The organism is Clostridium sp. BJN0001 (assembly GCF_022869825.1).
Classification (GTDB): domain Bacteria; phylum Bacillota; class Clostridia; order Clostridiales; family Clostridiaceae; genus Clostridium.
In genome coordinates this window covers 92,056-113,864 of record NZ_CP094971.1, presented here as the reverse complement: position 1 = coordinate 113,864, position 21,809 = coordinate 92,056, and the positions used below count along the sequence as shown (strand labels likewise).

The window sequence follows — 21,809 nt, the reverse complement described above, 5'->3', positions numbered from 1 at the left end:
ATATTTATATTCCTTGAAGTTAATCATTAGTAGTGATACCATATAAATATCATTTAACCAAAAAGGAGTTTTTTTATGAAAGAATCAAATTTAGAAATGGCAAGAAAAGATGTTGAAGATGCATTAAAAACTGTTGAAGAAATGGAAAAATACATAAGCTCTGATTCTTCTAAATCAAAAATAAAAGAAAAATTTATCTCATTATCAGATAAAGTTCAAAAACTAGAAACAATATTAAAAAATGAAGGAATACTTTAAAATATCATTTATTAATAAAAAAATCTATACATAAAAATAAGACTGACTTTAACAATTTAAAATTGCTAAAGTCAGCCTTAATTTTTTAACCTATTTTTCAAAAATATTTTTTGATCCTTTTATAAAAACTATTGTCGTAACAATTACTGAAAGAAAATCCGAAACTGAACCTGAAAGCCATACACCTGTAAGTCCAAATATTTTAGGGAATATGATTAATGCAGGTATAAGTAATAGAACTTGTCTTAAAAGGCTTAAGAACATAGATATCTTAACCATTCCAATTGATTGGAAATAGTTTGTTACTATAATCTGACCTCCTATAAGTGGAAGCATACATAAGAATATTCTCATTCCCTTTATTCCTATATTCAATAATTCTTCATCATTATTAAATGCAAGTATAAGCTGTCTTGGGAAAACTTCAACAATAAAAAATCCTATTATAACAATAATTGTAGCTGCAATTATTGCATATCCAACAGTTTCTTTTACCCTATCGAATTTTTTTGCACCATAATTATATCCAACTATAGGCTGAACCCCTTGATTTATTCCAAATATAGGCATTAAGAATATCATTGAGAGACTGTTTATTATTGTCATTGCTCCAACAGCAACATCTCCACCATATTTCTGAAGTACATTATTTGAAATAACCTGAACTGCACATGCTGCAAGCTGCATACTGAAAGGACTTACTCCTATTGTAAATATGCTTTCTACTACTTTAAGATCAAGTTTTAAATATTTCTTCTTTAGTTTTAATACACTTTTACCTTTTGTAAAATAATAAAGTATCCATATAGAACTTACAACTTGAGATAAAACAGTAGCTATAGCTGCTCCTTTTACTCCAAGTCCTAAAGAAAATATAAATATTGGATCTAAAACTATATTAACTACTGCTCCAATAAGCATAGAAAACATTGCTATTTTAGGATTTCCGTCACTTCTTATAGAATGATTTAAACCAAATCCCAAAAGATTAAATATTGTTCCAATAAAAATTATCTCACTATATTCTTTAGCATAAATTAAAATGTTTTCACTCGCTCCAAACGCAGTTAAAATAGGATCAATAAAAAAAAGCCCTACAGCTGTAAGAATTATACTTGTAATAATAATAAGCGTAAGTGCATTTCCAAGATGTTTTTCAGCTTCATCTTTATTATGTTCTCCGAGCTTTATTGATATTCTAGTTGCTGTTCCTATTCCTATAAGCATTCCAAAAGCCATGACTATAGTAATAATAGGCATTGTTATTCCAACTCCTGCTATTGCAAGTGATCCTACACCTTTTATATGACCTATGTATACTCTATCAATTATGTTATAAAGTGTAATAACCATCATACCTATAATGGCTGGTATAGAAAATTCTAGTAAAAGCTTTAAAATATTATCTCTTCCAAGTCGCTGTTGATTGTCCAAAAATATTCCTCCTAATACAAAATAATTGCGATATTATATATACTATCATTAATATATATATACCGCAATAGAAAATATCATAAGCTTTTAAATAGTGCTTTCTCTTTCTATAAGTTTGTAATCTAAAACATAATTATAATTTTCAAGTTCTTTATTATTTAATAATTTTATGAGCATTCTCATAGCTACAGAACCCATATCATATGTAGGTTGTGCTATTGTTGTTATCTTTGGATAAAACATTGATGCTACATAGTTATCATTAAATCCTATTACACTTACGTCTTCAGGTACTTTATAGTTTTCATCTCTTAAAGCATTTATTGCTCCCATTGCTATATCATCAGAAGCACATACTATTCCATCAAACTTTTTACCTGATTTTATAAGGCTCTTTACTCCATTATATCCAGTTTTAGATTTCATAGCTTCTAAATAAACAAGCTGATCATCTATATCCATTTTAGATTCTTTTAATGCGTTTTCATATCCTATATATCTGTCTCCCCATGCATTCATGCTGTCTTTGCTTGTTCCTATAAATGCAATGTTTTTTAATCCCTTATTTAAAAGGAACTTTGTACTATCATAACTTGCCTTTACATTATCAATTATGACACTTGGAAACGATTTATCTTTATCAGTTGTTTCTACGAAAACAGTCTTTAAATTGAGTTCATTTATAAGTTCAAGAATCTCAGGTTCAAGAGAACTACTCATATATAATACTCCATCAACCATTTTTTCTTTAAGCACCCTTAAATATTCTTTTTCTTTATCTAAATCAAGATCTGAATTACATAAAATTATATTGTAATCGTATATATTTGAAACGTCTTCAGCGCCTCTTACAATTTCAGGATATAATTGATTTGATATATCTGGTACAAGAATTCCAATAGTTTTTGTTTTCTGTGTCTTTAAACTTCTTGCCACAATATTAGGTCTATATCCTAATTTTTTTATTGCATCTAGCACTTTATTTTTAGTGTCTTCATTAACGACATCGATTTCATTTAAAACTCTAGAAACTGTTGCAATAGATACTCCTGCTTCTTTTGCAACATCTTTAATAGAAGTAGCCATTTTAATTCCTCCTTATTAGCATACACTTATATACTTTATATTATACTAATATATTACTTAATAAACAATAAGTATTTATAAATATATCTTATATAATGTAAAAAATCCCTTACATCAACAGCGTATCTTGTAGATGTAAGGGATATAATTTTTTATTTTACAACTTTAACATCCATATTTAATTTGTGGTCATTTATAGATACTTCTGAATAATCTGCAGTTTCTCCATAATGTATGTTTACAGTTAATGTTTCTTTCTTTATAGTATCCTGATATTTCTTAACAGAGCCTAAAAGTTCAGCATCATCTGCAACATAAAGATCTATCTTATCTGCAACTTCAAAACCTTTTTCTTTTCTCATGTTCTGAATCTTTGATATGATTTCTCTTACATTTCCTTCTTCAAGAAGTTCAGGTGTAATTTTTGTTTCAAGAACTACTCCGTGTTCTCCTTCTCCTGCAAATGCAAATCCTTCAAGTCCACTCATTGTAACTAAAAGATTTTCGCTATTTAATTCAATTTCAGTTCCATCTACATTGATAGCTTGAGTTCCGCCATTTTGAACTTTCTGTGCAAGCTGCATCTGATCCTGATCTGAAATAGCTTTTCTTATCTTAGGAATTAATTTTCCGTATTCTCTTCCAATTACAGGTAAATTTGGCTTAATTGCAAAGTTTACATATTTAGATAAGTCAGCACCAATCTTAACTTCCTTAACATTTAACTCATCTTTTACTATGTCTCCATAATATTCTGGAAGAGTCTTAGTTGAAACTAAAAGTTCCTCAAGTGGCTGTCTATTCTTTATATTAGCTGAATTTCTTGCACTTCTTCCAAGCTTTACAATAGTATATGCAAGATCCATTTCTTCTTCTAAGTCTTTATCAATAGCCTTTTCATTTACTTCTGGCCATTTACATAAATGAATACTTTCTTTTGCATTTTTATCAACATTTACTACTAAATTTTGATAAATTTCTTCAGTCATAAATGGTACAAATGGTGCTGCAACCTTAACTAAATCAACAAGAACTCTGTATAATGTTACGTATGCACCGATCTTATCTTCAGTTAATTCTGAAGACCAATATCTTGATCTATTTCTTCTTACATACCAGTTAGATAAATCATCTGTAAAGTCTTGAATTGCTAAAGCAGACTGAGTTATCTTATAAGTATTTAAGCCATCATCTACTGTTTTTATTAATGTATTTAATTTTGATGTAATCCATCTATCCATTACATTGTCTGATACAAAATCTTTGTATTTTGTTGGATTAAAGTCATCAATATTAGCATATAAAACATAGAATGAATAAACGTTCCATAATGTTCCAAGGAATTTTCTCTGTGATTCTTTAACATCATCAATTGAGAATCTTGTTGGAAGCCATGGAGCACTTGCAGTATAAAAATGCCATCTTGTTGCATCTGCTCCTTGTGAATCAAGTACAGCAAATGGATCAACAACATTTCCTTTATGCTTTGACATCTTAAGTCCTTTTTTATCTAATACATGGCCTAAAACTACACAGTTTTCAAATGGATTAGTTTCAAAAAGACATGTTGAAATAGCAAGTAATGTATAGAACCATCCTCTTGTCTGGTCAACAGCTTCTGAAATAAACTGTGCTGGGAAATTATGTTTGAACTTTTCTGCATTTTCAAATGGATAGTGCCATTGTGCAAAAGGCATTGATCCTGAATCAAACCAGCAGTCAATAACTTCATGAGTTCTCTTCATTTCTTTTCCACATACAGGGCATTTTAATTTTATATTGTCCACGTATGGTTTATGAAGCTCTACCTTTGCGCAATCTTTTGTTGCCTTTTCTTCTAATTCTTTTCTGCTTCCTATACATTCTCTGTGTCCACATTCACATTCCCATATTGGAAGTGGTGTACCCCAGTATCTATCTCTTGAAATACCCCAATCAATAACATTTTCAAGGAATTTTCCGAATCTTCCTGTTCTTATGTTATCAGGGAACCAGTTTATCTTATTATTATTCTCTAATAATTTATCCCTTACTTTTGTCATTGCAACAAACCAGCTGTCTTTTGGATAATATAAAAGAGGTGTATCACATCTCCAGCAGTGTGGATATGAGTGGGTAACTTTCTGTGTTGAGAAAATCTGTCCTCTTTCTTGAAGATACTTTGTAACATCTTCACTACAATCTCTTACGGATCTTCCCTTCCATGGTGTTACAGCATCAACAAATTTACCAGTTGTATCAACTAAGTTTATAAATGCGATACCATTTTTCTTTGCAACTAAACTATCGTCTTCACCATAAGCAGGAGCGATATGTACTATACCAGTACCATCTGTAAGAGTTACATAATCACCGTGAATAACTTCAAATGCTTTTCCGTCAACTTTAGCAAAAGGCATAAGCTGTTCATACTTAACTCCTAAAAGTTCTTCACCTTTATATTCTCTAAGTACTTCATATTCTTCATCCTTTAATACTTTAGAAACTAAATCTTTAGCTAAAACATAAACTTCGTCTCCAACTTTAACGTCTGCATATGTATATGCTTTATTTACACAAAGTGCAAGATTTGATGGTAAAGTCCATGGAGTTGTTGTCCATGCTAAGATATATTTGTTGTCTTCACCTTTTACTTTAAATTTAGCTGTACAAGTTAAGTCTTTAACATCTTTATATCCCTGTGCAACTTCATGAGATGATAAAGCAGTTCCACATCTTGGACAATAAGGCATTACTTTATGTCCTTTATATAAAAGACCTTTTTCCCATAATTTCTTTAATGCCCACCATTCAGATTCAATATAATCATCATGATAAGTTACATATGGATCATCCATATCAACCCAGTAGCCAAGCTGCTCAGACATCTTCTTCCATAAAGAAACGTATGAAAATACACTTTCCTTACATTCTTTTACGAAATTTTCTACACCAAAATCTTCAATCTGTCTTTTTCCTGAAATTCCAAGTTTCTTTTCTATTTCAAGTTCTACTGGAAGTCCGTGAGTATCCCATCCTGCTTTCCTTAAAACTTGATAGCCTTTCATAACTTTATATCTTGGGATTATATCTTTCATAACCCTTGTTAAGATATGACCAACATGAGGTTTTCCGTTTGCTGTTGGAGGTCCATCATAGAAAGTAAAATATTCTCCATCTTGGTTTGCATTAAAACTTTTTTCTATGACATCTTTTCCTTTCCAAAGCTCTGCAACATTTTTTTCCATGTCGACCATGCTCTGTGACGCATTTACCTTTTTATACATTTATTTTTCCTCCTTCATTTATATTAAATTATTAACATTAAAATATAAAAATAATCAAAAAAAAACTTCGTCCTAAAGGACGAAGTAAAATTCGCTAAACCACCTAAAGTGAAATATCAAAAATGATATTTTAATTTCAAGTACAATAATATACTCTATTCTTTAACGCAGAATTACGTGAAGACTTACTAAGCTATATACTTTTAGGTCTCAGGCTCCTAGGTGATTTTCTCTAAGAATTAAGTAAGCTTTTCACCAAAACCAGCTTCTCTCTTGTCATTAATACTTAAATACTTTTCCTATTCAAAGCTTTTATATAACATATTATATATTATCATTTTTTTTATGTCAATATATTTATTGTTGTAAGTTTAAAATTGAACTATCCTCATTAAATGTATTTACATTATATAAAAATAATACATCTGTGATTCCATCAGATTTAATAAGTTCTTCAAGATTATCTGTATAATATCTTAAATCCACTACATCTATATTTGCATAATGAGGTGTTAAAAATGGAAGAAAAGAATTAGCATAAGAATCCTTTATAATAAGCAGATTCTTTTTAGATTCACTAAGAGTCTTTATGTTTATAAGTGTGTGATTTCCTTTTGTAAATACCTGATACTTATCCTTTTCATCAAGGCTATCATTAGAATAAAGACTTGCTATTTTCTTTTCATCATCTTGATATGTTGCAACCACATCATCTTCCTTTGGAACATAGAGATAAATGCTGTCTGGTCCTCCAATTTTAGCTCCAATTTTTGAATAAAGACTTCCATAAAAATTATCTGTTGCACACATTTTTTCATAATAATCTTCATCTTTAGCTTCGATAGAAAGATCCTCACACATTTTTTTATATGCTATAAATGCACCATCTGTTGTCCAGTGATGATCTGTCTTATAATATAAATCCTTATTCTTATTTTTAATGAATTCATCATAAACATCTATGAATTTAACATTATCATCAAGTTCTGATTTGACTGAATCCATATATTCTCTTTGACTATCTACAGGTGCATATTTAGGAAGTTTGTCACTCCAGATGCTTGTTGCTGTAGGTGATAATAAAAATGACATTTTAATAGACTTATTATCTTGTGCAAATTTATTAATCGCATTAATTTTCTCTTCTGTCACATCTTCATCTGTTTTTTCAAAATCTTCTATAAGATAATGACCTTTTCCGATAAATACTCCATTACTTTCAGTTTTACCCTCAAAAATTTCTAGTCTAGATTTTAATGAAATAAAGAAATCTCTGCCAATAAACTGATCTGATAAATATTTTGTATAAGAAGATGTAAAATCTCCTGATATAAAGCTTTCTAATGAAAATTTTGGTCTTTGCTGAAGCTTTCTATTTTCTTGTTCTGATATCAAACTATCTTTTTTTAAAGCATTTACACATGAAATAAATATTATAGAAACAATAAATATACATGTTAATAAAGCACTATATATTCTAATATTTTTTTTACTATTTGACAAAAGTTTGCACCTCCTTTTCTAAAATTTAAAGTATAAAAATGGGCTATAACTTTGATTTACAAGATAAGCTATAGATAATATAAATACTATAAAACAAATAATTATAAGAATAATAGGTCCTCTCTTTACTCTTTTTCTTAAGAAATCAAATATGTATTTAATTAAAGGTGTCGATACTATTAATGCAAATAAAAGAATTATATAGTTTGTTCTCAATAGATAAATTGATAAATTATCTGAAAATGCATATCCTGCTCCAAATAAAATTTTAATAAATTCTCCTGCATCTTTAAGTGTTGGAAGATCAAAAAATACCCAACCTATTACAACTACAAACATTGTGTATATTATTCTAAAAATAGGTGGAATCTTCTTTAAAATTTTGCTTAAAAATAGTTTTTCACTATATACAAAGAATCCAAAATAAAGTCCCCATATTATAAAATTCCAGCTTGCTCCATGCCAAAGTCCTGTTACAAACCAGACAATAAATATATTTCTGAAATTGCATATTTTTGAGCATCTATTTCCTCCAAGTGGAAAATATATATAATCTTTAAACCATGTTCCAAGTGATATATGCCATCTTCTCCAAAACTCTGATACACTTTTTGATATGTATGGGTAATTAAAGTTTTCATTTATGTCAAAACCAAACATTTGCCCGAGACCTATTGCCATATCAGAATATCCACTAAAATCAAAATAAATTTGAAGTGTAAAAGCAATTATTCCTATCCATGCAGATAAAACAGACATCTGCCCCATCTGAAGAGCTTTAACTTGAGTCCATATAAGTGCTATATTGTTTGAAATAATAAGCTTTTTACCAAGTCCTATAATAAATCTCTCAATACCAAGTCCCATTTTATCAATAGAACTCTTTCTTGATTCAATACTTACTACAAGGTCTGAATACTTTGAAATTGGTCCTGAACCTATTTCAAATAACAATGCAGAATATACTCCAAGATTTATAAAACTTTTTGCTGGCTTTACTTCCCCTTTATAAACATCACATATGTATGAAATAAGTTTAAATGTATAAAAAGAAATTCCAAGAGGAAGCGGAAGATCTCTTATTTTTAAAGATGTATTAAATATTTCATTTATGTTATCAATAAGAAACCCATAGTACTTAAAGAAAAATAATATACTTATATTTATTGCAAGTGTAAATACAAGCAAAAATCTGCATTTTTCTTTATCTTTGCGGTTTTTATATATATGTTTTGACATAATATATTCAATCGCTGTAGAAAAAAGAAGCAGAAAAATATACACAGGTTCTCCCCACGCATAAAATATTAAACTTGCTATAAATATGATAAAATTTCTATATTTTAAAGGTGACGCATAATAAATTAAAAACATCACTGGCAAAAATATAAATATAAAAACCAAACTACTAAAAACCAAAAAAATCACTCCATATTAATTATTAAAAATTGCTATTTATCGCTTTTTTTATTTGTGTTACATCAGGAGATACAATTAAAATAATATAGTCTCCTTTTTCTTCTAATATGTGTTTTGACATTATTTCAGATTGATCCTTGCTATAATTTTCAAAACTTTTTGTCTGTTTTTCAATTCTTGATTTAATTTTGCTTTCTACTGAAGCAAAATCTTCTTTCTTTTCAGGCTTTATAATTAAAATTTCATTCGCCTGCATATTACTTTTGGGAGCATATAAAACGAAACTCTGTATTTCTTTTTTATCTATGTTGTAGAGTTTCCTAAGCTTTGAGAAATCCCCACTATCCATCAAGGAAACATCAGTATTATTCTGAACGTTCTGATTTAAAACTCCTATATCTACATTTTTCACTTTAACAACCTGATAAAGAAGCACAAAACAGAATACTACAGTTAAAGTCAATACTGCATATAAATTTGTATACTTTTTCTTTTTCTTTTTCATATATTTTTTCAATCCTTTATAAATGTTATTCTATTTAATAATCTGAGCTAAATATTTAAGCCATATATTGTAAAAGTCATATTTGAAATGAATTCCATCCTGTTCAAAGTACGATTGATCCTGTACAAGATTTGTTATATCAACAAATGTTACATCTTCTTCATCACATACTTCTTTTACTACACTACGAAATTCTTTTATATTATCATTTGTAAGTCTCTTATTTGTTTTAACGGCTTTTTCCATTACAGGAAGTGGTGACTGAACATATATATTAGCTTTTGGAAGCTTCTCTTTAGTCTCATCTATAAGTTTTCTATAACTTTCCTTAAAATCATCTGCGCTGCTAAATGCTATAACATCATTCATTCCAAATAGCATCACTATGTTCTGAGGTTTCATTGCACTAACTTTATCTATTGAATCAAGCATCATTTGAGTTGTCTGACCTTTTTTAGAAAATACATTTGACTTGTTAAGTATCTCTGCCTCACTTAAAAATTCTGTAATAGAATCTCCTAAAAATGCTGTATCAGAATAATACTTTTTAAAATCTATCTTTCCTTTTTTTAATTCTTCAATATCTGATTCATTATTCTTCTTTTTTATCTTACTTTCTATTTCTGAGACATCTTTATTCTCAAGATTTATAAGATATTCTCTTGTTTCATCAATTTCACTGTCTGCCTGCACACATACTTCTAAGTTTATAGTATTAAAAGCAAAGGCAGTTGTAAACATTAATAAAAATATTATTAGCCTTTTTTTCATAACTTCTCCTCTATCAAAGTATTAATTTTTTTTACTTTACGTATTAATAATACACTAATAGACTTATTTTGACTACTTCATAATTATATAAACACAGTAAAATTAAGCTAATGTTAAGATAAATTCATTATTATATTTTTATAAGAAGCAATAATTTTACATACGGGAGAGTGATATAATGTGAAAAAAATAATTTCAATTTTCTGCATCTTTTTGCTGCTCTTTTCAGTTCCAACTGTAGCAAAAGCATCAGAAACAAATAATAACCAAATAGATGTAACTCTTAAAAACATAAGAGAGTTTATTACATCTAATAATACTGACTTAAAAATTGCAGAAAACAATATAAAAAAATTACAGGAAGAATATAACGATTTAAAAGATGAAATTGATGAGTTAGAGGACGAAATAAGTGATACAGAAAATTCAATATCATCATGTGCTTTAGATGATACTGAGTCTTTGACTTCATTAAAAAGTGAATTAAATTCTTATGAAAATCAAAAAGAATCTTTAGAAGAACAAGTTGATAGTAAAAAGTACAATTTAAAAGTATCAAAATACAATTATCAAATTAAAGTTGAAAATACACTATCAAAAGTTCAAAAGTCTTATTTAGACTATATAAAACTCGCAATTAATACATCTGATATTCAAAATGAGGTTAATACAAATGAAAATGCAAATAAAATTGCTTCATTAAAATATGAAAGTGGCTTTTTATCAAAAAAAGATTACAATTCTGCATTAATTAATGATACAGAATTAAAAAATAAACTAAAGCAAGCACAAGATAGCGAAGATATTGCAAGACAAAATTTATGTTTATCATTAGGAATAAACATAGATTCTAATATAAACTGGACATTAGATCTTGATAGCGATCTTTCTGATATAGCAAATATTGATTTTGAATCTGATATGGATGAGATGCTCCAAAATAATATGGATTTAAAGCTTCAAAATATGGAAATTGATAGATTAAATGATGAAGACGGAAATGATTATGATATAGAAAATAAAGAACTTTCTTTAGATGACTCTGAAACTAATTATAAAATAAAATTTAAAGAGGAATATGATAATCTCATGAATTCGTATAATACTTTAAAAACTGATTATCAGAATTTTAATCAGCTTAAGGAAGATAATTCTGCAATCATAATAGGATATGAAAATGGATTTAAATCAAAAAGTGAACTCGACACTTCTAACAGGAATCTTTTATCTAAAACAAATGCTTTTCTTTTAGAAGAAAATACTTTCTATTATGACTATATGCAATATCTACAAATGAAGGAGGGTTATTAAATTGAAAATGAGCTTAAAAAATATTTCTTTTAAAAAACTTTTTAATAAAAAATTTATAATATGCTTTTTAGTCCTTATAGTTATAATTTCTACAGGCATTTTTATAAAAATGAAATTTTTCACTAATAATAAAAATATAAACTCATCAGTAAGATATACAACTCTTGCTAAAGCAGATCTTAAAACAACTTTAAGCACTTCTGGTGCTATAAAAAGTGCATCGTCAACAAGTATTTATTCATCTCTTGATACAGAAGTTAAAGAAATAAACGTAAAGGTTGGAGATACAGTAAAAAAAGGTGATATTCTTGCAGTTATGGACACTACTGACCTTGAAAGTGAACTTCAAAAACTTCAAGATACACTTAGCGTAAATGATAAACAGAAAGCTCTTCAGCTTGAACAAAAAAAGCAAGCATATGATAATGCATTATCATTATATGAAAATAATCAGAATACTGATATTTTAAATGCTGAAGCTAACGTAGAGTCAGCTAAGCTTAGTCTTGATTCTGCCGAAAGAAAATATAATTACCAAAAAGAAATGTATGATAACGGTCAGATATCACAAGATGAATATATTACTGCTCAATCAAACTATAACAATGCTAAGACAAGCTATGAAAATGCAAAAGCTTCATTAGCATCATCTAAATTAAATGTAGATGAGAGTTTAACAAAAGCTAAAAATGATTATGAGGAAGCTTTATTAAATTCTGAAGATTCAACTACAACAAACGAAATCGCAAATAAACAAAAACAGATAGATAAAGCAGTTATAAAAGCTCCATTTGATGGAACTATAACAGCCGTAAATGCAACTGTAGGCGAAACATGTTCAAGCTCATTATTTGATCTTCAGGATCTAGAAAATTATGTAGTAAAAGTAGATATAGATGAAACAGATATATCAAAAGTTGAAGTTGGTCAAAAAGTAAATATAACAGTAGATGCTATTGATACTCCTTTAGAAGGTGAAGTTATAAGTGTTGATCCCGTTTCAAGCAGCAGTTCAACTGAAAGTTCTTCAGGATCATCTTCTTCAAAAAATAGTAGCTCAGGTGGAAACTCAGGTTCTTCTTCATCATCAAATAGTTCGTCAAATTCTACAAGTAGTGATGTAACATTTACTTGTGAAATACAAATAGATACAAAAGATGAAAATCTTAAAGTTGGAATGAATGCAGTAGTTGATATAATTCTTGATGAAATAGATGACGTATACTCTGTTTCTTATGAATCAATTTTAAGTAAGAATGGAACAAGCAGTATCTATGTAGCTGAAGAAGATGATAATAACAAATATGTTGTAAAAGAAATTCCAGTTACTACAGGAAAAGAATCTGATATAAACGTTGAAATAGATGGAAGCGATCTTAAAGATGGAATGATTGTACTAAATACTCCATCATCATATACACCAGGAGATACAGTTGAAATAAGTAAAAATAAAAAACCTACTATGAATAATAAATAAAAAGGTGGTGGTTTTATGAAAAAGATAATAGAAATGAAAAATATATGTAAAAGCTTTTATGTAGGCGAAGAAAATCAGCTTAATATTTTAAAAGGAATAGATATTACTGTAAATGAAGGTGAATTCGTATCAATTATCGGAAGTTCAGGTTCTGGTAAAAGTACTCTTATGAATATAATTGGTGCATTAGACAGACCTACTTCTGGAGAATATATTTTAGGTGATACAAATATTAATACCATTTCCGATAATGGACTTTCTGAAATAAGAAATAAAAAAATAGGATTTGTTTTTCAAACTTTTAATTTGATACCAAGAAGTACGGCTTTAAACAATGTAGAACTCCCTATGCTTTATGCAGGAGTACCTATGAAAAGAAGAAGTGAACGTGCAAAAAGGCTTCTTGATATGGTCGGAATGTCTGAAAGAATATATCATCAGCCTAATGAACTTTCAGGAGGTCAAAAACAGAGAGTTGCTATAGCTCGTGCACTCTCTAATGATCCTGAAATTATTCTTGCAGATGAGCCAACAGGAGCACTAGATTCTGCAACTGGACACCTTGTAATGAATCTATTTCATGAAGTTCATGAAAAGGAAGGTAAAACAATCGTTTTTATAACTCATAATAATGAACTTGCTAAAGAAACACAAAGAATAATCACTTTAAAAGATGGTCAAATAGTGAGCGAAGAAATCAACAAAGATTATTATAGACATTTTCCGGATGGTGAATGCGTATGTTCATAAAAGAAAATATACGTCTTGCAATTGCAGGACTGAAATCAAATAAAATGCGTGCAATTTTAACAATGCTTGGAATAATAATTGGAATTGCATCTGTTATTGCAATTATATCTGTGGGTAACGCAATGACTTCATCTGTTTCAAGTTCCATGGCTGACATGGGAAGTAATAATATCACCGTAAATGTAAAACAAAAGAGCACTACTTCAGATACAAATAGCAAAAAAGCTAATGGAACTGAAGACGGAAATATGCCTGGCGCTGGCGGTGCCGATACTAAAGCAGCAGGCGGGCAGATGCCTGGTGGCGGTGGTGCTCCTGGTGGTGGCGGTGCTCCAGGTGGAAATCGCTCTGGTAGCAAAAATTCAAGTTCATCTCCAAAAGATACTGACTTACTTACCATGGAACAGATAAATACACTTTCAGAAACATTTGAGGATTCAATAGATGCTATAAGTATTTCTGAGAACGGAAGCTCTGGTAAAGCTAAAGATGGCGATTTATATGCAAATGTTTCTATAACAGGCACAAATCCTGGTTATCAAGATGTAAAAAATATAAAATTAACTACTGGACGATATATCTCAGACAAAGATATGGATGGTGCCAAAAAAGTTGCAGTTGTTTCTGATAAATTCGTAGAAAAAATGTTTGGAATAAATACTGATCCAATAGGTGAACAGGTACGAATATATACTAGTGATAAAATACTCACTTATACAATAATAGGCGTTTATAAATATGAAACTTCTAATGAAAGCAGTACTGAATCCGAAGAAAATTTATCAACTAATTTATACGTTCCAGTTACAACAGTTAAAACATCTTCAACAAATAAAAACTATCAGTCTTTTACGATAAAGACAACAGAAGATGTTGATATTCAATCTTTCACAGATGAATTATCAGAATATCTTGCAACTCTTTATCAGAAAAATACTAAATGGCAGGCATCTGCAAGCAATATGCAGAGTATGCTTGAATCAATGACATCAATGATGAGCTCAATAGCTCTTGCTGTATCAGTTATTGCTGGTATTTCCCTTGTTGTAGGAGGAATAGGTGTTATGAATATAATGCTTGTATCTGTTACTGAAAGAACAAGAGAAATTGGAACTAGAAAAGCTCTTGGTGCTAAAAGTTCACATATAAAAATGCAGTTTATTATTGAATCAGTTATAATATGTTCTATAGGAGGGATTATAGGTATAGTTCTTGGAGTAATCTTTGGAGCTGTCGGAGCAAAAGTGCTTGGACGTACCCCTGTTATATCTGTTCCTATAATTCTAATAAGTTTTACTTTCTCTATGGCAATAGGAGTATTCTTCGGATACTATCCTGCAAAGAAAGCATCAAAACTTGATCCAATAGAAGCACTAAGATATGAATAGCATTTAATAAACAAATTTCAAATATATAAACACAACCAAAAAAAGTAGTTAGAATATAAATTCTAACTACTTTTTTTAAATAAAATTACTTAATCCATGCTCCATTAATTCCAAGTTTATAATTTCCAACAGATGTATTTGATGCCATCTTGCCATCTTCATAAAGATAATACCATTTTCCATCAGTATCATTAAACCATCCTGTTTTCATAGCACCACTATTATCAAGATAATAATAATATCCATTATATATTGTCCATCCTGTTTTCATATTTCCTTCTGAATCAAAGTAATAATAATGATTGAGCGTAGTATCATAATACCAATCATTTTTTATTAGTTTTCCGTAAGAATCTCAATACTGCCATTTATCATCATTCTGCACCCATAAGTTTCTTACATCTACAGTTTCATCTTCTTTAAGACCAGCTATTAATGTAACTTTATTGTTAGAAGAATTATCACTTGAAGATGATACATTTTCTCCTCTTTGTATTTCTATTTTATATACATTTACATTTCCATCTTCATCTTGAACCTTAACACTTATTTCATTAAGTCCATCTGAAAGATAAATCTTTCTTTCATACGAATCATCATCGTCAACTTTTACACTATTAATCTTTACTGTATCATCATCATTTTGTAAATCTGCCCTAACATATACATAATTAGTATCATCATCTACATCCAATTTATATGATGATATGTAGCTATAAAAATTAATTTCTAAATCTTCATCACTATCATCCATAAGTGATAGATTGTTTAATGATACATCATCATAAATATCATCATCCTCATCATCTTCATCATAAGTATCAGATTCAGAACTATTAACTCTTATCCTATATTGATAAGAATAAGATGTATTTTTATCTGCATCCGAGTCAACTTCACTATCATATACTCTTACATATAAAGTAGCTGATGAATCATCAGATAATGGTATTGCATCTGTTTCTTTATACAATTTATTTCCTTTTACTATTCTTACATGGTCAGAATCTAATGATGTATGAATTCTTATTTTGCTTGAAGTTGTACTTATATAATAAGTTTCTCCAGATTCTATATCATCATTATCAATTTCATATTTTGATTCTAAGCTTTCATCAGAATATAAGCTTATGCTATTTCCACTTGAAGTTAAAACACTTATATCATTCTCTTCTGATGCATATACTTTATCAGAATTTATGCTATAACTTGCTATCGATGAAGCTAAAATAAGAGACATGACAGTAATCTTTAAATATCTTTTTTTCATAATTTCATCTCCCAGACATACTTTAATTATAAATAAAACTTACCATAATAATCTGTATGTTTGCTTAATAAAATTCACTTAACTTCTTTAGGCACATTAAGTATAAACTCTGTTCCCTTGTTAAGAGTAGAATTTACCTTTATTTTAATACCAAAATCTTTAGATATAGATTTTAAAAGACTAAGCCCTATTCCATTTCCAGATATGCTTTCTGCTCGCACTTTTTCACTTCTATAAAATCTATCGAAGATTCTTTCCTTATCTTTTTCACTTATGCCTATTCCATTATCTTTAACAGTTATCTGTATATATTTATTAAATTCTTCAAATTTAAGATTTATTATTCCGCTATCATCTGTATATTTAAATGCATTTTCAAGAAGTATTACTACTATTCTTTTTATTTTATCAAAGTCCCATTTTACATTTATTTTATTTAAAGGTTTTGTGACTTTAAATTTCTTATTTTTTACTTCTGCAATATCAGTATAAAAATCACTTATATCATCAATAAACTTATTAAGGTTTATTTCACTTATCTGTTTGCTTGAATTTATATCTTCCTTTGATAATAAAAGAAGATCTGAATTAAGCTTTTCAAGCGATCTTATTTCTGTCATCATTTTTGATATAAGGTCAAAATGCATATCTATTGTATCTCCAAATGAATGAGCAAGCAGCTCCAATTTGCCTTTTATTACAGCAAGAGGTGTTCTCATTTCATGCGATGCATCTTGAACAAAAAATACCTGTTTATCATAAGCTTCCTTTACAGGTTTTAATACTCTTGATGCTAGAAATCTAGATAATACGCAGCATATTGTCATTAAAATTATAAAGCTTATAAATATTGAATTTCTAAGCCTTTTTATTGAATGCACCTCTGAATCTATATTAGACAATACTTCTATTTTATAATTATCAACATTTATAGTAGTAGCTCTAAATGTGTATTCATCTTTCTGTATTATAATTAAATTATCTATGCTATCATCTGGAATATCAGGAAGGCTTGCACTGCTAAAATATAAATTTTTGCTGATATTATCAAGTTCATTATCCTTGTAAACTATAACTATTAGATTTGGTGGAACTTTTATCGGTCTTTCATCGTATTTAAATTTAAAATTAAATGGTGGTTCTCTTTTTAAAGCCTCGTTTACTGAATCAAAACCATTTTCATAACTTTCCTCTTTAATTAAAGTTGTTAACTGATTTATCTGCATATCTACATTATCTAAAACCCTAGATGAATATAAAAATCCAGTAATTATTGCAAAAATTATAAGACATGAAAAAACAATCGCTGTGCTTATAATCGTAATCTTTTTTCTTGTAGATGAAAATAAATTCTGTCTCATGCTCTAGTCTCCTGCACTTTCATCTAAAATATAACCCATTCCTCTTTTAGTAATAAGATATTTATCATATCCGTATTTAGCAATCTGCTTTCTGAGTCTACTCATATAAACTTCTATTATATCTGTAGCAGCGTCACTATTATATCCACAAATATTATCAAAAATTTGTTCTTTAAATAAAAGTACATTTTTATTGAGTACAAGATATTCTAAAAGTTTATATAATTTTTCATTAAGACTTATTTCAAAGCCATTTATATAAACTTTTTTCTTCTTCATATCAATTTCAAGATTCTTAAAATTTGCAATATTTCCCGCTTTTATTTTTCCTATGCTTTTTAAAATTGAAACAATACGTGCTTTTAACTCCTCCATAAAAAATGGTTTTGTTAAATAATCATTTGCTCCAAGATTAAAGGCTTTAAGTTTATCTCCAAGTTCTTCTTTTGCTGTTAATATTATCACACCTGTATTTAAACATTTTTTTGAAATATAGTTAAGGATGCTCATACCACTAATATCTGGGAGCATTAAGTCAAGTATAGCAATATCATAAGAATATGTGTCAATATAATCAATCGCATCTTGTCCATTGTAGACAGGTGTTATATCATATTCGCCCTTAAAAAATTCTGTTATATTCTGACTTATCTCCTTATTGTCTTCAACTAATAGAATTTTTATCATAAATTACTGCTCCTTTTTAGAATCTTTTATAAAAATTTTTATTAATTAAGGGGCTTCGAATTTTATACGATAGCCCCTTTTTTCTATGTGAAATAAATTATTTTGAAAGCATATTATCTATAATATCTGAAATTTCAGCTGAATTTCTTACAGATTCACTTACAGATTCCATAGCCTTAGCTTGCTCTTTTGTTGTATCAAGAATAGCTTCTGAATTATCTGTTGTAGTTTTTATTGAATTCTGAATTTGTCCATTTAAAACGGCAATCTGATCAGCAGTTTCTTTAGAATTCTCTGAAAGTTTTTTTATTTCTGCGGCAACTACTGCAAATCCTTTTCCTGCTTCTCCAGCTCTTGCTGCTTCTATTGATGCATTTAGTCCAAGCATTGTTGTCTGCTTTGCAATATTTTTAATTGCTTGAAGAATTTCATCAATTTTTTCTGTTATACTTCCTACTTTTGAAATCTCTCCATTAAGATTTTCCTGCTGATTTGAAATATCTGTAGATGATGCAGATAATTCTTCTACTGTAGCAGAAACCTGCATAAAGTTCTCATTTAATTTTTTAGTTAAAACTGTAAGCTTAAGCTTGTCATAACCCGCTTTGGCAAGAGTATTTATAACTACTAACAACACATTTGCTGCAGATTCTATTTTTTCTTTTGTAGTAACCTTTAGCTTTTTAGCAGCATTCTTTAACTTATCTGAATCTACATGTATGTAAGATGCAGTTTTTTCAATGCTTGTATCATCAAGGTTATTTTCTAATAGTTGTCCTCCCATTACAGTAGCTATAAGTTTTCCATTAATAGCTATTGGTATAGCAAATTCTATAAGACCTGCATGACATTCACTAACATATGGTCTTCCAGTTTTTGCAGCCTCAATTCCCATTTGTTTATGCGATTCTACGCATCTTTTATTTCCCTCTTCTGTTGACCTAACTAAATTTTGGCAAAAGTTTGTATATGCACTTGGTTTTGTAATATGTTCCCCTTTTGCATCTATTGTTACGCTCGCACAACTTAACGCTCTTGCAAAATCATCTTGAAATTTTTGAAGTGTATCAATATTTATAATATCATTAAGTTCAAGCGCTTCTAAATCAATCTCATTATTCTCCAAAATTTTTAACATGCCTAACATCTCCACCCATATTTTTTATTATATATTATATTATTTCACATTTTTTCATATATTTCCACAATTATTTTATATTACTCATGTTATTAAATACTTCGGTGTTAATGGATTTATCCTGCTTTGCAATAATTGTTGTGCATACAGCATCTCCTGTAATATTTACTGCTGTTCTTGACATATCAAGTATTCTGTCTATTCCCATTATAAGTGCAATTCCTTCAACTGGAAGTCCAACTGTTTGAAATACCATAGATAACGTAATAAGTCCTACACTTGGTACTCCTGCAGTTCCAACAGATGCAAGAGTAGCTGTTGCAATTACAGTTATATAATCTGAGAAATCAAGATGTATTCCAAATGCTTGAGCAACAAATATTACTGCAACCCCTTGCATAATTGCTGTTCCATCCATATTTATGGTAGCACCAAGAGGTATTGTGAATGATGATATTTTCTTTGATACACCCATCTTATTTTTTAAAGTCTCAATAGATAAAGGTATTGTTGCATTTGATGTTGCTGTTGAAAATGCAAAACCCATAACAGGAAGAAACTTTTTTATAAATTTTATAGGACTTAATCCTGTAAATCCTTTTAATAAAATCATATATACAATAAAACACTGAACTCCTAAAGCTAAAAATACAGAAAGCATATATTTAAGCATCGGTAAAAATGCATTAAATCCTATACCTGAAAATGTTTTTGCAATAAGACAAAAAACTCCTAAAGGTGCAGTTTTCATAACTAATATTGTCATATGCATCATTACTTCATTAAATTCAGAAAAAAATCTTGATACTTTCTGAACTCTATCCTCAATTTTAGCAAGTATTACTCCTGTGATAAGTGCAAAAAATATTATCTGAAGCATATTACCCTCTGCTAAAGATTTTATAGGATTAGTTGGTACTATATCAAGAATTACATCTGCAAAAGATTTAGAATCAGGTACTGTAGTTTGAGATGTTGATACTGAAGATATATCAAGCCCTATTCCTGGATTAATTGCTGCTGCAATACTTAATGCAACAGTAATAGCTACAGCAGTAGTAACAAGATACATAAGTATTATCTTAAATCCAACTTTTCCAAGCTTTTTAGTATCCCCTATTGCCATACTGCCACATACAAGTGAACAGAATACAAGAGGAACAACAAGCATCTGCATTGCATGTAAAAATGCATTTCCAATAATATAAAATACATTATTTACAATAATATCTTTTACCATTCCATCAGCAATAAAATAATGTAGAATTATTCCTGTCAAAGCCCCTAATAGAAGACTTATAAATATTAATGTTGTAAGCCCCAATTTTTTCTTTTTCATTTACTTTTATCCTCACTTTCTATTACAACTATAAGCATATCTTAAAAGATCTTCTTTCCATGAATCAAAATTATAAATATCAAGCATATTTAGCATAATGCTATCTAATACACTATTTGATACCTGCCCAATTAAATTATTTTCACCATTTTCTATACTTATGTCTTTCTTAAAGACTTTTTTTACTTCTTCTACAAACTCATGCTCTGTACATTCATTTGAATATGGTACATGATATACTCCATATTCTGCAGTATTCACAAGAGTAACTACAAATTTTGCAAATTCTTCAACACTTATTGGAGAAAAGTTTATATCATCTGAAGCTATAAATTTCTCAGAATCTAATATACTTTTCAAAAATCCTTTGTTTGAAGAATAAAGTAATCCTGGACGTACTATAAAATACTTACTACACATACTTTTTACAAAATTTTCTCCTTCAAACTTTGATTTTGCAAAAATAGACTGTGGATTTGGTTTATCAAATTCAGTATATCTATCCTCCTTGTTTCCATCAAAAATCATAGAAGTGGAAACTTGAACCATTCTAGCACCTATTCTTCTTGAACATATAGCAAGATTTCTAGCCCCTATTGCATTTATTTTATACGCTTTTAAAGGATTCTTTTCACACTCGTTAAAATCAGTAAGTCCTGCACAATTAACTATCGCATCAGGCTGATTTAAATAACAATATGCAAGTGCAGAATCTATATCTGTTATATCAACTTCTTCATAATCTGTACTAAGCATATTAACTTCTCTGCTGTCTATAAGTTTCATAATTTCTTTTGCAACTTCGCCCTCAGAGCCCACTATCCATATTTTGTAAATTTTTCTCAT

The 21,809-nt window shown here is 28.9% G+C and carries 19 protein-coding genes and 1 other annotated feature; of the genes, 5 read left to right on the top strand and 14 right to left on the bottom strand.

Going from position 1 to position 21,809, the window contains the following annotated elements; all coding sequences use genetic code 11:
• Window positions 1–75: 75 nt before the first annotated feature.
• Window positions 76–258: a hypothetical protein gene (locus MTX53_RS00505; protein ID WP_244834240.1), complete on the top strand. Its 183-nt coding sequence runs from the start codon at window positions 76–78 to the stop codon at window positions 256–258.
• Window positions 259–348: 90 nt separating this feature from the next.
• On the opposite strand, the gene MTX53_RS00500 is transcribed toward MTX53_RS00505, so the two are convergent.
• The 7 genes from MTX53_RS00500 to MTX53_RS00470 all read right to left on the bottom strand — a co-directional run bounded on the left by MTX53_RS00500 (window position 349) and on the right by MTX53_RS00470 (window position 10,242).
• Window positions 349–1,692 (bottom strand): MATE family efflux transporter, encoded by a 1,344-nt coding sequence (locus MTX53_RS00500; RefSeq protein WP_244834239.1) that lies wholly within the window; start codon window positions 1,690–1,692, stop codon window positions 349–351.
• 87 nt (window positions 1,693–1,779) lie between these two features.
• Complete coding sequence (locus MTX53_RS00495; RefSeq protein WP_244834238.1) at window positions 1,780–2,778, bottom strand: LacI family DNA-binding transcriptional regulator; 999 nt, start codon at window positions 2,776–2,778, stop codon at window positions 1,780–1,782.
• Between the two features lie 152 nt (window positions 2,779–2,930).
• Entirely contained in the window at window positions 2,931–6,044 is a 3,114-nt protein-coding gene (gene ileS, locus MTX53_RS00490; RefSeq protein WP_244834237.1) for an isoleucine--tRNA ligase, read from the bottom strand.
• A 72-nt stretch (window positions 6,045–6,116) separates the two neighbouring features.
• Window positions 6,117–6,360: a binding site (T-box leader), on the bottom strand.
• Window positions 6,361–6,401: 41 nt separating this feature from the next.
• Complete coding sequence (locus tag MTX53_RS00485; protein WP_244834236.1) at window positions 6,402–7,547, bottom strand: DHHW family protein; 1,146 nt, start codon at window positions 7,545–7,547, stop codon at window positions 6,402–6,404.
• Between the two features lie 18 nt (window positions 7,548–7,565).
• The gene (locus MTX53_RS00480; protein WP_348521788.1) at window positions 7,566–8,831 is read right to left on the bottom strand and encodes an MBOAT family O-acyltransferase; all 1,266 of its coding nucleotides are present in this window, start codon (window positions 8,829–8,831) and stop codon (window positions 7,566–7,568) included.
• Window positions 8,832–8,988: 157 nt separating this feature from the next.
• A complete protein-coding gene (locus tag MTX53_RS00475) occupies window positions 8,989–9,471 on the bottom strand; it encodes a DUF4358 domain-containing protein (RefSeq protein ID WP_244834234.1) in 483 nt (160 codons plus the stop codon).
• A 30-nt stretch (window positions 9,472–9,501) separates the two neighbouring features.
• The gene (locus MTX53_RS00470; protein WP_244834233.1) at window positions 9,502–10,242 is read right to left on the bottom strand and encodes a GDSL-type esterase/lipase family protein; all 741 of its coding nucleotides are present in this window, start codon (window positions 10,240–10,242) and stop codon (window positions 9,502–9,504) included.
• Window positions 10,243–10,422: 180 nt separating this feature from the next.
• Here MTX53_RS00470 and MTX53_RS00465 point away from each other — a divergent pair, with 180 nt between their 5' ends.
• The 4 genes from MTX53_RS00465 to MTX53_RS00450 are packed head-to-tail and all read left to right on the top strand — an operon-like array spanning window position 10,423 to window position 15,168.
• On the top strand, window positions 10,423–11,553 hold the full coding sequence (locus MTX53_RS00465) for a TolC family protein (protein ID WP_244834232.1): 1,131 nt from the start codon (window positions 10,423–10,425) through the stop codon (window positions 11,551–11,553).
• Window positions 11,554–11,560: 7 nt separating this feature from the next.
• Window positions 11,561–13,030 (top strand): HlyD family secretion protein, encoded by a 1,470-nt coding sequence (locus MTX53_RS00460; protein WP_244835433.1) that lies wholly within the window; start codon window positions 11,561–11,563, stop codon window positions 13,028–13,030.
• 15 nt (window positions 13,031–13,045) lie between these two features.
• Entirely contained in the window at window positions 13,046–13,780 is a 735-nt protein-coding gene (locus MTX53_RS00455; RefSeq protein WP_280527252.1) for an ABC transporter ATP-binding protein, read from the top strand.
• A complete protein-coding gene (locus MTX53_RS00450) occupies window positions 13,771–15,168 on the top strand; it encodes an ABC transporter permease (RefSeq protein WP_244834231.1) in 1,398 nt (465 codons plus the stop codon). Before MTX53_RS00455 ends, MTX53_RS00450 begins: the two co-directional genes overlap by 10 nt.
• 85 nt (window positions 15,169–15,253) lie before the next feature.
• Here MTX53_RS00450 and MTX53_RS00445 read toward each other — a convergent pair whose 3' ends face one another.
• The 7 genes from MTX53_RS00445 to MTX53_RS00415 form a co-directional block, all read right to left on the bottom strand.
• Window positions 15,254–15,439 (bottom strand): hypothetical protein, encoded by a 186-nt coding sequence (locus MTX53_RS00445; RefSeq protein WP_244834230.1) that lies wholly within the window; start codon window positions 15,437–15,439, stop codon window positions 15,254–15,256.
• Between the two features lie 84 nt (window positions 15,440–15,523).
• A complete protein-coding gene (locus tag MTX53_RS00440; protein WP_244834229.1) occupies window positions 15,524–16,438 on the bottom strand; it encodes a cadherin-like beta sandwich domain-containing protein in 915 nt (304 codons plus the stop codon).
• A gap of 74 nt (window positions 16,439–16,512) precedes the next feature.
• Window positions 16,513–17,799, bottom strand: coding sequence for a HAMP domain-containing sensor histidine kinase (locus MTX53_RS00435; protein WP_244834228.1), 1,287 nt, complete (start codon window positions 17,797–17,799; stop codon window positions 16,513–16,515).
• Window positions 17,800–17,802: 3 nt separating this feature from the next.
• Window positions 17,803–18,486: a response regulator transcription factor gene (locus MTX53_RS00430; protein ID WP_244834227.1), complete on the bottom strand. Its 684-nt coding sequence runs from the start codon at window positions 18,484–18,486 to the stop codon at window positions 17,803–17,805.
• A 97-nt stretch (window positions 18,487–18,583) separates the two neighbouring features.
• On the bottom strand, window positions 18,584–19,624 hold the full coding sequence (locus tag MTX53_RS00425) for a PocR ligand-binding domain-containing protein (RefSeq protein ID WP_244834226.1): 1,041 nt from the start codon (window positions 19,622–19,624) through the stop codon (window positions 18,584–18,586).
• Window positions 19,625–19,694: 70 nt separating this feature from the next.
• A complete protein-coding gene (locus MTX53_RS00420; protein ID WP_244834225.1) occupies window positions 19,695–20,963 on the bottom strand; it encodes a dicarboxylate/amino acid:cation symporter in 1,269 nt (422 codons plus the stop codon).
• Window positions 20,964–20,975: 12 nt separating this feature from the next.
• Window positions 20,976–21,809 (bottom strand): NAD(P)-dependent oxidoreductase, encoded by an 834-nt coding sequence (locus tag MTX53_RS00415; RefSeq protein ID WP_244834224.1) that lies wholly within the window; start codon window positions 21,807–21,809, stop codon window positions 20,976–20,978.